This is a genomic window from Moritella sp. 36 (assembly GCF_018219415.1).
Lineage (GTDB): Bacteria > Pseudomonadota > Gammaproteobacteria > Enterobacterales > Moritellaceae > Moritella.
In genome coordinates, this window is the sequence record NZ_CP056120.1 from 1,007,646 (window position 1) to 1,020,125 (window position 12,480).

Genomic DNA, 12,480 nt, shown 5'->3' on the forward strand with positions numbered 1-12,480 from the left:
TGAGTAAAAAATAGTGCAAACATTGTCAAATGAAGTTTATACCCGTTTTAGTGAATTTCTTGAAATTCAGTGTGGTATTGTATTAGGGCAAAATAAACAATATTTAGTTAAAAGTCGCTTATTGCCACTATTGGCAAAGCATAAAATGACGAGTTTAACTGAGCTAGTACAAAAATCGATGACTATGTTAGCGCGTGATTTACGTAATGATGTTATTGATGCGATGACCACTAATGAAACGTTGTGGTTTCGTGATGTTTACCCGTTTGAGTATTTACAGGCTCAGATCTTACCTGAATTTATGAATAAAGGTCAGCCAATTAAGATCTGGTCTGCCGCCTCTTCATCTGGACAAGAACCGTTTTCAATAGCAATGTCTGCGATTGAAACGCAAGAAAAGATTAAGCGTTTAGTGAAGCCTAATGTACAAATTGTCGGTACGGATATATCCCCAACTATGATTAAGCATTGTAAAGATGGTGTTTATGATCGCTTGGCTCTTGGCAGGGGCCTGTCTCCTGAACGTAAGCGTCAGTTTTTCACGACACTACCTGATGATAAAATGCAGGTGAATCGTGACGTGCAGCAGTTAACGACATTTCGTGAAATCAATTTATTGGAAAGCTATGCTTTGCTCGGTAAGTTCGATATTATTTTTTGTCGTAATGTACTGATTTACTTTTCCCCAAAGATTAAAAGTCAGATCCTTAATCAATTTGCAGGATCATTAAAGCCGGGTGGGTACCTCTTCTTAGGCGCATCAGAATCCTTGACTGGGTTAACGGATAAGTTTGAAATGGTCCGTTGTAACCCAGGGATAGTCTATAGGTTAAAATAGTTTATTTGTAACGGTTACGGCTTGAACATGGATGTTCGTTTATTGGCTATAATTGATCGCCATAAACCGTCAAAAAATTGATTTAACAGTTTATCTTTAGATAGCCTCCTGTATTTCCTCTCATGCCTTTAAATTATAACGTTCATAAAAACCACCTTAATATAAGCTTAAGGTGCTGATTTTAAGGTTATTATTTATTTTTTGATTTATGGGTTAAATAAAGCGAATCTCTAATTACCTATTTTGGCACATATGTTGCTTTCATCATTTGTATCATCGTAATTATCCTGCGATTGATTACGATATAAATGTTATAGGAGGCGTTCATGGCTATTAATTTTGATAATGCATTGGGTATACACCAATATTCTGTTGGCGTAAGAGAGCGTCGTGCAGAGGTATTAGCCAGTAATATTGCTAATGCAGACACGCCAGGGTTTAAAGCGAAAGACTTAAGCTTTAAGGATGCACTTGCTAGTGCGACCCAGGGCAGCAGTTTTAACTTATCAAAAACCAGTGAACGTCATATATCAGGCGGCAGGGATATGGCGTCTGATCTTCAATATAGAATTCCGAATCAACCCGATACTGGTGACGGTAATACAGTTGATGTACAAACTGAGCGTGCTAGCTTTATGCAAAACAGCATGGAATATCAGGCATCACTGTCATTTTTAAGCAGTAAAATTCAAACTATGCGCAAGGCAATTAAAGGACAATAATTATGAGTTTATTTCGAGTCTTTGACGTTGCCGGTTCGGCAATGAGTGCACAATCGGTTCGTTTAAATACAACCGCGAGTAACCTTGCTAACGCGAATAGTGTGAGTAGTAGCGCCGGTGAGACCTATAAAGCGCGTTATCCTATTTTCAAAGCACAATTTGATCAAGCTAATGCTGCGCAAAATGAAGCAGTTGGCGTGAATGTTGCAGGGATTGTAGAAAGTGATGCGCCATTAGTTAATGAATTTAATCCAAATCATCCATTAGCTGACGAAAATGGCTATGTATATCGTCCGAATGTAAACGTAATGGAAGAGATGGCAAACATGATTAGCGCATCTCGTTCATACCAAACTAACGTGCAAATAGCTGATTCTGCTAAACAAATGTTGAATAAGACATTAACGTTAGGTCAAGGTTAATAGAGGGTATTTGGCTGTGACGACAATTAATAACAGTAATAATATAGCTGACTTCAGCAGTCAGTTTAAAGCAGAAAAAAAAGATGCGGCAGAGCAAGCGGCAGAAACTACCCGCAAAGAGCTAGGTCAAGAAGACTTTTTCTCGTTACTTACACAAGAATTGGCTTATCAAGATCCGTTCAAACCGGTAGAAAACTCAGACATGGTGGCGCAAATGGCGTCATTTACTACTGCTGATGGTATTTCTAATATGGATAGCAAGTTTGAGCAGCTAAATACGATCATGAGCTCAAACCAAGCGCTGCAGGCATCGAGTCTGGTCGGTACTAAAGTATTGGCCCCTGCATCGTCAGCATTTTTGTCTGGAGGTGAGGATGTATCTGGTCGTATTGAATTACCACAGAGCGCACCAAATTTGCGTTTACAAATTGCCAATCAAGTTGGTGAAGTTGTTAAAGTGCTCGATATGGGTGAACAAAAAAGTGGTGCTATTGCCTTTAATTGGGATGGTACAGACATGAACGGCAAGAAAGTGGCGGAAGGAAGTTACCGCTTAAAAGCATCTGCATCGATAGACGGCAATGCACAAGACCTTAAAATCTCAAGTTTCCAGCATGTCGAAAGTGTGAATATTGGTAATACAGGTAACGGTATTATGCTGAACTTGAAAGGTATGGGTAGTCTTCCTCTGAGCGAAGCAACAGAAGTTGCAGCTAAAACTTACTAATTTATTGAATAAGGAAATCTTATGTCATTTAACATCGCCTTGAGTGGGATTAACGCTGCTCAGAAAGACCTTAATACAACGGCAAATAATATTGCTAACGTTAACACCACGGGTTTTAAAGAGTCTCGCGCCGAGTTTGGTGATGTTTATGCAACATCGATTTTCTCAAATGCAAAAACGTCTGTTGGTAACGGTGTGGCAACGGCTCATGTTGCACAGCAGTTCCAACAAGGTAGTTTGAACTTTACCGATAACTCACTTGATTTGGCGATTAACGGTAATGGTTTCTTCGTTATGTCTGATGGACTTGAGTCTATGGACCGTAATTATACGCGTGCAGGTGCCTTTAAGCTTGATTCAAATAGTTTTGTGACTAATTCAGCGGGTAATTATCTGCAAGTTTATGACGTCAATGACGATGGATCACCAAAAGCGGTGAGTATGGCGTCAACCAAACCGTTACAAATCCCGGATACAGCAGGTGTGCCTGAGTCAACGCGCAATGTTGATATGACGATGAATTTGCCGGCGACATCACCAGGATTAGACCCATTGAAATTTGATCCCGCAGACAGTGGCACTTATACCTCTGCGACGTCTGTTTCTATTTATGATTCGTTAGGTGAATCACATACCTTATCAACTTATTACGTAAAAGATGGCTCTGCGGGGGCACCAGCAAACTCTTGGTTAGAGTTTAACTATGTGGATGATCAACCTCTTAATATTGTTGGTGGTCAGGCTGTTGCATCGGCTCCGGGAACACCAATAAAACCGACCGCGATGCGAATGACGTTTGATTCATCAGGACTATTGCAACAGCAACTCCCTGCGATCGCAGAGACCTTGCCACTAGGCGCTATTTTAACTAATGGTGCGGATACCACTCAGACGATTAAACTTAATATCAATAACCCGACTCAGTTTGCGTCTGCATTTGAAGTTTCTAAGCTTGAGCAAGACGGGGCGACTGTGGGTCGATTAACGGGGATTGATATTGGCCCGGATGGTATGGTTGCGGCGAGCTACAGTAATGGTCGTAATGACAAGTTGGGTATGATTGCGATGGCTAAGTTTGCCAATGAACAAGGCTTGAGTCAGACGGGTGATACGGGCTGGCGTGCATCACAACTTTCGGGCAATGCGATTGCTGGCGAAGCCAACTCAGGTACCTTTGGTAAAATTAATTCATCGGCACTAGAACAGTCTAATGTAAACTTGACCAGTGAACTTGTTAACTTAATTACGGCACAACGTAACTACCAAGCCAATTCAAGAACGTTAGAGGTTAACTCGAAATTACAAGATACAGTATTACAGATCCGTTAATGTAACGGGCGAGTAAGCCATATAGCAAGCGGAATTATTCGACATATAATTTATCTAAAAGATAGATTTTTGATAAAAAGCCATCCTATTTAGGGTGGCTTTTTAATTTTGGCACTTTAATTGCTTTATTACTGATATTAGACGGGTAATTAACGATTTCAACGAAAAGTGACAGAGGATTGACGAATGGACAATATGCTTTATATCTCTATGTCGGGTGCCAAAGAAAATATGAATGCATTGGCTGTTCGTGCCAATAATATCGCCAATGTGAATACACATGGTTTTAAGGCTGATTTTGAACAAGCGCGTTCAATGCAAGCGTTTGGTGAAGGCCTACCAACCCGTGTATTTGCTATTACCGAAAGTCCGGGGCAGGATTTTACTGCTGGAGGACTACAACAAACGGGTAATGCACTCGATGTTGCGATCCAAGGTGATGGTTGGTTAAGTGTGCTGGATGATAAGAACAAGGAAAGTTATACCCGCAGTGGTAGCTTACACATGAGTCCTACTGGTGAATTATTGACATCATCAGGGCGCCCAGTACTTGGTGAAGGTGGTCCTATTATTATTCCAACACCTGTGGAACAAATAAAAATCCATGCTGATGGTCGTATCGAGATTCGTCCTCAGGGGGCACCGGCAAATGCCTTGGAAGAAGTAGACCAATTGAAACTGGTTAATCCCGATGTTCGAAATTTAGTGAAAGGCTATGATGGTATGTTTCGACAAGCGGATGGTACTCCCGCCGCCGTTGATGTAAATGTCCAAGTAGCAGGTGGCGCGTTAGAAACCAGTAATGTTAGTGCTGTTAGTGAACTCACAGGAATGATTAATTTGCAACGTCAATTTGAAATGCAGATAAAAATGATGAAAACAGCAGAAGAAAATGACAAAGCATCAGACTCACTATTACGAGTGAATTAATTGTTCGTTGATGAGTTTACATAAAGTATAAATTAGATGAGGAAAGTGTTATGAATCCTGCATTATGGATAAGTAAAACCGGTTTAGAAGCACAGCAAACGAATATCTCAACCATTTCAAATAACTTAGCCAATGCCAGCACGGTTGGTTTTAAGAAAGAACGCGCTATCTTTGAAGATTTATTGTACCAAGCGGTAAATCAACCGGGTGGTCAATCATCGCAAAATACCAAACTACCGTCTGGCTTAATGGTTGGTTCGGGTGCTCGGGTTGTTGCGACCCAAAAAGATCATTCTCAAGGTAATATGTTAACGACTGATAACTCGCTGGATTTAATGGTCAGTGGTCGTGGTTTTTTCGAGGTGGAAATGCCTGATGGTACTACGTCATATACTCGTAACGGTCAATTCACTTTAAATGATGAAGGGATTATCGTGACACCTGGCACGGGTTATCCATTGCAGCCGCAGATCCAAATACCTGCAGATGCACAAACTGTTACCGTTTCGGAAGATGGCGAAGTCTCGGTAAGTTTACCGGGTCAGACAAACAATCAAACCGTTGGCCAGATTAATATTTCAGACTTTGTTAACCCTGGTGGTTTACAGCCAATTGGACAAAACATGTATATTCAAACAGGTGCGAGTGGTGATCCAGTACAAGGTCTTCCAAGTAATGAAGGTCTGGGTAAATTAGTGCAAGGTGCGATTGAAACATCGAATGTAAACGTGACGGAAGAATTAGTAAATCTGATTGAAAGCCAACGTGTATATGAGATGAATTCAAAAGTAATCTCAGCGGTTGATGAAATGTTAAGTTATACCAATCAACAGTTATAATTTAACGGTTAGTCGTTAAACATTCATTAATAACATCGAGAAATATAATGCGTAATCTTATCCTTGCTTTGTTTGTTTTTATCCAGCTAGCTGGTTGCTCGTCTTTGGTTAAAGTAAAAGATAACATGGTCGCTAAAAATACAGACTCGACCAAAACCGAAGATGTGGAAGAACCAGCTGATGTGAACGACACGCCACAGCAAGACTCACCTGATTATGCACCGATTGTACCCGATGATAACCCAGTACAAGCGAAAGTAACGGGATCGTTATTTAATCCACAATACAATAATAATATTTTCTCGGATATTAAAGCACGTCGTGTCGGTGACATCATTACTGTTACATTGACAGAGTCAACTAGTGCTAAAAAGAAAGCCAGCTCAAACCTAGGTAAAGATAACTCGTTTGAATTAGACCCTATCAAGCTTGGCGGTGACGAGGTGACTATTAGCGGTTATACGATTGAAGGTAGTTTAAATCAAACGAGTTCTTTTTCTGGAAATGGTTCTGCCGATCAGAGCAACAGTTTAGAAGGTAATATCTCTGTTACCGTCGTGCGTGTGTTACCTAATAATAACTTAGTTATTCGTGGTGAGAAGTGGCTCATGCTGAATAATGGGAGTGAGTATATTCGTCTTACTGGCTTATTACGCCCACAAGATGTCGACGCTGATAATAAAGTGAATTCTTCTTTGATCGCGAATGCGCGTATTCAATATGGCGCAATTGATGATTTGGGGGAAGCGCAAGTACAAGGCTGGGCAACTAAATTCCTGAATGGTAATAAATGGCCTTTTTAATCTGAGCCAATCTGTAAATAACATCTTGGTATGACAATTGCTTTTAGCTCTATAACGCCCATTATTTCGCGGTTGTCATAATTTTGGCAGTAAGCTGTATAAACCAAAATAATGACAATTCTTATAGCACAGGTTATTTAGATGAAACTATCAACTCGGATTAAACGACAACATTTCTTATTCGGCATGAGCATTGTCTTGTTAAGCTTTTTTGTTGTTACGATCAATACTGCACATGCAGCGCGAATTAAAGATATAAGTTCTGTGCAAGGGGTTCGTGATAACCAATTAATCGGTTATGGTTTAGTGGTCGGTTTACCAGGTACAGGTGAAAAAAGTAATGCGTTTTCAGCGCAAAGTTTTAAAACTATGTTGAATAATTTTGGTATCACCATGCCTGAAGGCGCGAAAGTTAAAATTAAAAATGTCGCGGCCGTTGCGGTGAGTGCGGTATTACCCGCATTCACGAAACCTGGTCAAACGATTGATGTCACGGTTGCTGCAATCGGTGAAGCGAAAAGTTTACGCGGTGGTTTATTATTGCAGACCTTCCTGAAAGGTGCTGATGGACAAGTGTATGCGTTAGCACAAGGTAGTCTTGTTGTAGGTGGCCTTGGCGTCGAGGGGAAAGATGGTTCAAAGGTGATAATTAATACGCCTACCGTCGGTCGTATCAGCAGTGGCGCTATTGTTGAAAAGGAAGTCGCGAATCCATTTGGCGATGGTGATTTTCTCACATTTAATTTACACCGTGGCGATTTTTCTAACGCGAAACGTCTTGCTGACTCAATTAATAATCTTGTCGGTCCTAATACAGCTTATCCAATGGACGCGACGTCAGTGCGGGTACTTGCTCCTCGTGATATTTCCCAACGTGTTGCTTATTTAGCGACATTAGAAAATCTTGAATTAAAAATGGCGGATGAATCAGCTAAAATTATTGTTAACTCACGTACCGGTACTATTGTTATTGGTCAAAACGTCAGGCTAAAACCAGCTGCAATTACTCATGGTGGATTAACGGTAACCATTGATGAAACCCAAGACGTCTCACAACCCAACGCTTTCGCCAATGGTGAAACTGTGGTTACTAATAAGTCGACCATTAATGTGACTCAAGAAGATGCACGTATGTTTAAACTTGATGCAGGTGCGACACTTGATGATTTGATCCGCGCGGTCAATCAGGTTGGTATCGCGCCGGGTGATTTAATGTCAATTTTAGAAGCGCTTAAAGATGCGGGTGCATTAGATGGGCAGCTAATTATCATTTAATGGCGTGAAGCTAATTAAGCACGCTATGATTTATTTTATGAGCGCTATAACCAGTGATTGGCTATAGCGCTTTTTTGTATCTATTTCATTCTATTATCAGAGTTGGTTTAAGAATTGCAGTGTTATGTATAAAGGTTGAAGTTAATACATTTTTTAATTTTAAGTCATTGATTATATTGCTTTGAACGGCGCCGGATAAATGGCAGTAGCTTTCAATCATTAAGTCAGTAATACGAATAACTGACAAATAATAACTATCGAAAATAGTAACGGGCTGGGTATGGATAATTCATTTAAAACAAATGTAAGCAGTAACGTCTTAGATACACATAATCTGGATTCTTTGCGTAAAAGCGCGCTGAATAATGATGAAGCTGCATTGAAAGAAGTCGCAAAGCAGTTTGAGTCTTTGTTTACCAATATGCTGATGAAAAGCATGCGTGACGCGAATACTGCATTTGAAACCGAAAGTCCAATGAATAACAACTACACCCAGTTTTATCGTGATATGCAAGATAAGCAAATGGCAGCGGATATGAGCCAATCAGGCAGTATGGGTTTAGCGGATGTTATCGTTAAGCAGTTGTCGAATAATGGCGGCAATTATATGCCAGCCTCGTCACTGCAAGGGGATAGTAACCCATTGCAAAACTTACAAGCCACTAAGGCTGTAGATAAAGGGTTAATAGAAGATAAAGACGCAGCTGTAGTCCCTACTATTGATAAAGAGGGGAATTCTATCGCTGATGGGAAACAAGCGAATGCCACATTACCCACGGCAGAAAAGCCTAGCCAGGTACAATTCAACAGCCCTGAAGAGTTCGTTGTTGCATTAGCGCCTTTTGCGGACTCGGTGGCTAAGCGCTTAAATGTCTCTCCGGATGTATTACTTGCTCAAGCAGCGTTAGAAACGGGCTGGGGCAAGAAGGTATCGACTGATAATAAAGGTGATAGCTCATACAACTTATTCAATATTAAAGCAGATAAACGTTGGGAAGGTCCGACAGCAAGTGTGGATACCCTAGAGTTTACCGACGGTGTGGCTAAACGTGAAAAACATCAATTTAGAAGTTACCAAAACTTTCAGTCGAGCTTTAATGATTTTGCTGATTTCTTGCAATCAGGCGATCGTTACAGTGAGGCATTACGTAATTCTGCAGACTCGGCACAGTTCTTGAATGGTTTACAGAATGCGGGTTATGCAACAGATCCTAACTATGCAGCGAAAATACAAAACGTCATGAAACATGATGCATTTAAATAGCCTTGCTTAGTTGAGTAACTGAATAAGTTATAACTGAATATAAAGAAATACAGATAATCTATTTTGGAGTGATGATCTGATGGTTGGAGCAGTAATCTGATGGCAAATTTATTACAAATAGGCACGTCTGGTGTTTTAGGTCACCAGCAAATGCTTAATACCACAGGTAATAACATTTCGAATGTTAATACGGATGGATATAGCCGTCAGCGCACCCAGCATAACTCACAAACAGATAACATGGGCCTTGCTCGTTCTGTTACTGGTCGTGAAGTTAATAAATTTGCGCAAGCTGAATTATTAATTGATAGCAGTGCTTTTAGTAATAAAGAAAAATTGCTTGCTGAAATCACGCGTACAGACCAAGTCCTTTCTGATGAATCTAATAATATGAGCTCAGGTGTTTCGCAATTATTTGAATCTTTTCATACTGCCAATGATGATCCAACGTCGATTTCAAATCGTCAATTAGTGATTGCCGATGCGCAAACGTTGGCTGCCGGTTTCCGTAATGTTGGTGAGCAGTTAAATAATCAAGCAAGAACAGTAAACAGTGAACTTATAGAGAAACCAGCGTTACTTAACTCTTTGATTAAAGAAGTCGAAGGGTTTAATAAGCAGGTGATGATTGCGGAAAATACCTCACGAGGTGCTTCTGGCACGTTACTTGATCAGCGTGATGTTACGATCGAAGCGCTGGCAAAAGAACTCGACATATCAACGATTGTGAATGACAACAAAAGCGTTTCAATTAATTTGCTGAACGGGCAACCGTTAGTGATGCAAAACAGTGTCAGTCAGTTCCAAGCGGTTGGTGGTGATCCCGATCCCAGCAATATGGAGCTGGTCTTAAAAATTGATAAAAATACCATGCCGCTACAAGATATTGAGCTTGGTGGACGTATTGGCGCATTGATAGAATTCCGCGATAAAACCATTAATTCATCGTTACGAGAGATAGGCCAATTAAGCCTTGGTATTGCTGATGCTGTGAACACTCAAAACAGAATGGGCTTAGACTTGAATGGCAAAATGGGTAAAGAGATATACACAGTACCGTCAACACAAGCAAAACATTATTCAGGTAACTCTAATCCTGCGCATGTGATCACAACTCAACTAATCGCTGGCGAGGGGAGTTCGTTAACAACCAGTCAATATCAAGTATCGATGACCAGCTCGATGAGTTTCGATGTTTATGAAATTAAAAATGGTGAGCGCAGTGCGAATCCGTTGGCGATTAATGGTGCTTACCCAGGACCTGTCGAAGTCACTGATCATGGTTTTGAAATTGATTTTTCTGCAGCTGCAGGTGGCTTTCAAAACGGTGATAAATTTTTAATGAGCCCAACGTTATTTAATCTTAACGATTATGACGTAACACGTTCTCAGCCTGAAGATATTGCGTTAGCCTCGATCTTGCGAGCAAAGACAGGGCCGACTAATACGACAATGAGCCGAATTTCCGTTACGGAGATATCGGATTCAACTCTCTCTTTTACAAATAACGATTTAAATATCACGGCACCACAACAGATCTCGGTGAATAACAGCGGTGATTTTGATATTTATGATGGTAATGGCAGTTATATGGCCACCAGTTCTGGCGCATTGAATGGACAGGATTTATTTGCTAATGCTATTCCACCTTTAAATCCGGGCGTGGGTTATGAAATTAAAATGGATGGTAAACCAAATCCTGGCGAAATTTTCACATTAGCTTACAACCGTGACGCCATTGCAGATAACAGTAATGGTTTAAAACTAGCGGGCTTAGAAAATGACGCCAAATTACGTAAAAATCATAAAAACAATGGTGAAAACCAGATGACGTTTGCGGAGGGTATTTCAACCATGATCTCAACGGTTGGTAATAAAACCCGTGCCGCACGCGTTGATTCAGCTGCAAATGAAGCGAAATTAGTGCAAAGCCGTAATTGGATTGAAAGTGTGTCTGGAGTTAATCTTGATGAAGAGGCTGCAAATATGGTGCGATATGAACAGGCTTACAATGCATCCGCACAAGTGGTGAGTATTTCCCAAAAAATATTCGATACCATTCTGAATGCAGCGAGGTAACTAAGATGCGATTAACCAATAACCAAATATTTTCTCGCTCGATGCAAGACATGTCGCAAACACAAAAGCGCTTGAATACGGCACATTCGCAAGTCACCTCTCAAGAAAAGTTTCGTACTTCGGGTGATGCACCAGCTGAAATAGCGAAATCGAGTTACCTGAATGATGAAATCAAAAAAAATACCCAATACCAAACCAATGGGTTGATGCTGAAAAGTACATTAGGCTTAGAAGAGTCAACACTCAATAACTTACATATTGCGATGGAACGTGGACGGGTGCTTTCGGTTCGTGCGCTTAATGGTTCCGTTGATTCGCAAGATAGATATGCCATTTCGTTAGAAATAGACCAAGTACAAAAAGAAGTATTCAGTTTAGTAAATAGTAAAAATGCCAGTGGCGATTTTATTTTTTCTGGTACTGCGTCGCATCTACAAGCGTATGTCAAAGATGATCAAACGGGAGAATATACTTATCGTGGTAATGAACAAGATAATGATATTCAAATCGCGACCAATGTCTATATTAAGGGGAGCGATAATGGCAAGCGAGTGTTTGAATCTGCCCCAGCTCGGTTAACCGCGAATAGCAGTAATCTTACCGGTAATATCATGACCGTGACGACTGAAGTCGTAGACCAAGGGGAATATGATAATTTCCACGGCAAGAATTATGATCATAGTAACCCAGCAAACAATACCTTTAAGCTTAATGTTATAGCGCCGTTACTTCCCGGTAATAGTGATACTTTTGAGATCTTAGATAGTACTAATAGTGTGCTTCAAAGTGGTAATTTCACTTCAGAAAAGGGAATTCGTTTTAATGGTGTCAACATTACGGCGCAAGGGGCTTCACCGGGTAGTGTCGATATATCTTTAGAGCCACCGAATAATGTCAATATTTTGAACACACTCGAGTCATTAAAAACGGCACTAACGGATACTTCATTATCAAATACCGAATTTCGAGAGCGGATGGCGGATGCACAAATTGGTATTGAAAATGCTAAAAATTCAGTGATGTCTACTATGTCAACGCTTGGTGGTCGTAATAACACGATTACACGTGTAACAGAGTCAAATGAATCGTTTAAGGTTATTAATCAGGAAGCGATGGCAATTCTTACCGAGGCAGATCTTGCCGCGGCAATGACTGACTTAACGAAAGAGCAAAACATTCTTGAGATGAGTTATAAGTCATTTAATAAAATCAATAACTTAAGTTTATTTAACTCCGTGTCATAGGTTGGCAC

At 40.5% G+C, this 12,480-nt stretch carries 12 protein-coding genes; all 12 read left to right on the forward strand.

Going from position 1 to position 12,480, the window contains the following annotated elements:
* Positions 1-13 precede the first annotated feature (13 nt).
* The 12 genes from HWV03_RS04615 (at position 14) to flgL (ending at position 12,472) form a co-directional block, all read left to right on the forward strand.
* Entirely contained in the window at positions 14-838 is an 825-nt protein-coding gene (locus tag HWV03_RS04615; protein ID WP_211678686.1) for a CheR family methyltransferase, read from the forward strand.
* Between the two features lie 326 nt (positions 839-1,164).
* Positions 1,165-1,560, forward strand: a complete 396-nt coding sequence (flgB, locus tag HWV03_RS04620; RefSeq protein WP_211678688.1) for a flagellar basal body rod protein FlgB — start codon at positions 1,165-1,167, stop codon at positions 1,558-1,560.
* Positions 1,561-1,562: 2 nt separating this feature from the next.
* The gene (gene flgC, locus HWV03_RS04625; protein ID WP_211678690.1) at positions 1,563-1,982 is read left to right on the forward strand and encodes a flagellar basal body rod protein FlgC; all 420 of its coding nucleotides are present in this window, start codon (positions 1,563-1,565) and stop codon (positions 1,980-1,982) included.
* 16 nt (positions 1,983-1,998) lie between these two features.
* Entirely contained in the window at positions 1,999-2,709 is a 711-nt protein-coding gene (locus tag HWV03_RS04630; protein ID WP_211678692.1) for a flagellar hook assembly protein FlgD, read from the forward strand.
* Between the two features lie 21 nt (positions 2,710-2,730).
* Complete coding sequence (gene flgE, locus HWV03_RS04635) at positions 2,731-4,038, forward strand: flagellar hook protein FlgE (protein WP_211678694.1); 1,308 nt, start codon at positions 2,731-2,733, stop codon at positions 4,036-4,038.
* 186 nt (positions 4,039-4,224) lie between these two features.
* Entirely contained in the window at positions 4,225-4,968 is a 744-nt protein-coding gene (gene flgF / locus HWV03_RS04640) for a flagellar basal-body rod protein FlgF (protein WP_211678696.1), read from the forward strand.
* A gap of 50 nt (positions 4,969-5,018) precedes the next feature.
* Positions 5,019-5,807 (forward strand): flagellar basal-body rod protein FlgG, encoded by a 789-nt coding sequence (gene flgG, locus HWV03_RS04645; RefSeq protein ID WP_211678698.1) that lies wholly within the window; start codon positions 5,019-5,021, stop codon positions 5,805-5,807.
* 47 nt (positions 5,808-5,854) lie between these two features.
* Positions 5,855-6,610, forward strand: a complete 756-nt coding sequence (locus HWV03_RS04650; RefSeq protein WP_211678699.1) for a flagellar basal body L-ring protein FlgH — start codon at positions 5,855-5,857, stop codon at positions 6,608-6,610.
* A gap of 141 nt (positions 6,611-6,751) precedes the next feature.
* On the forward strand, positions 6,752-7,885 hold the full coding sequence (locus HWV03_RS04655; protein WP_211678701.1) for a flagellar basal body P-ring protein FlgI: 1,134 nt from the start codon (positions 6,752-6,754) through the stop codon (positions 7,883-7,885).
* A gap of 280 nt (positions 7,886-8,165) precedes the next feature.
* Positions 8,166-9,149 carry a flagellar assembly peptidoglycan hydrolase FlgJ gene (gene flgJ, locus HWV03_RS04660; RefSeq protein WP_211678703.1) on the forward strand — a complete coding sequence of 328 codons (984 nt, stop codon included), beginning with the start codon at positions 8,166-8,168 and terminating at the stop codon, positions 9,147-9,149.
* A gap of 99 nt (positions 9,150-9,248) precedes the next feature.
* Positions 9,249-11,228, forward strand: a complete 1,980-nt coding sequence (locus HWV03_RS04665) for a FlgK family flagellar hook-associated protein (protein ID WP_211678705.1) — start codon at positions 9,249-9,251, stop codon at positions 11,226-11,228.
* Positions 11,229-11,233: 5 nt separating this feature from the next.
* Complete coding sequence (flgL, locus tag HWV03_RS04670; protein WP_211678707.1) at positions 11,234-12,472, forward strand: flagellar hook-associated protein FlgL; 1,239 nt, start codon at positions 11,234-11,236, stop codon at positions 12,470-12,472.
* Positions 12,473-12,480 lie beyond the last annotated feature (8 nt).

Coding starts and splice junctions, on each gene's coding strand:
- flgJ (WP_211678703.1), top strand. CDS start 8,166: ATGGATAATTCATTTAAAACAAATGTAAGCAGTAACGTCTTAGATACA.
- flgC (WP_211678690.1), top strand. CDS start 1,563: ATGAGTTTATTTCGAGTCTTTGACGTTGCCGGTTCGGCAATGAGTGCA.
- flgF (WP_211678696.1), top strand. CDS start 4,225: ATGGACAATATGCTTTATATCTCTATGTCGGGTGCCAAAGAAAATATG.
- HWV03_RS04655 (WP_211678701.1), top strand. CDS start 6,752: ATGAAACTATCAACTCGGATTAAACGACAACATTTCTTATTCGGCATG.
- HWV03_RS04650 (WP_211678699.1), top strand. CDS start 5,855: ATGCGTAATCTTATCCTTGCTTTGTTTGTTTTTATCCAGCTAGCTGGT.
- flgL (WP_211678707.1), top strand. CDS start 11,234: ATGCGATTAACCAATAACCAAATATTTTCTCGCTCGATGCAAGACATG.
- flgB (WP_211678688.1), top strand. CDS start 1,165: ATGGCTATTAATTTTGATAATGCATTGGGTATACACCAATATTCTGTT.
- flgG (WP_211678698.1), top strand. CDS start 5,019: ATGAATCCTGCATTATGGATAAGTAAAACCGGTTTAGAAGCACAGCAA.
- HWV03_RS04665 (WP_211678705.1), top strand. CDS start 9,249: ATGGCAAATTTATTACAAATAGGCACGTCTGGTGTTTTAGGTCACCAG.
- flgE (WP_211678694.1), top strand. CDS start 2,731: ATGTCATTTAACATCGCCTTGAGTGGGATTAACGCTGCTCAGAAAGAC.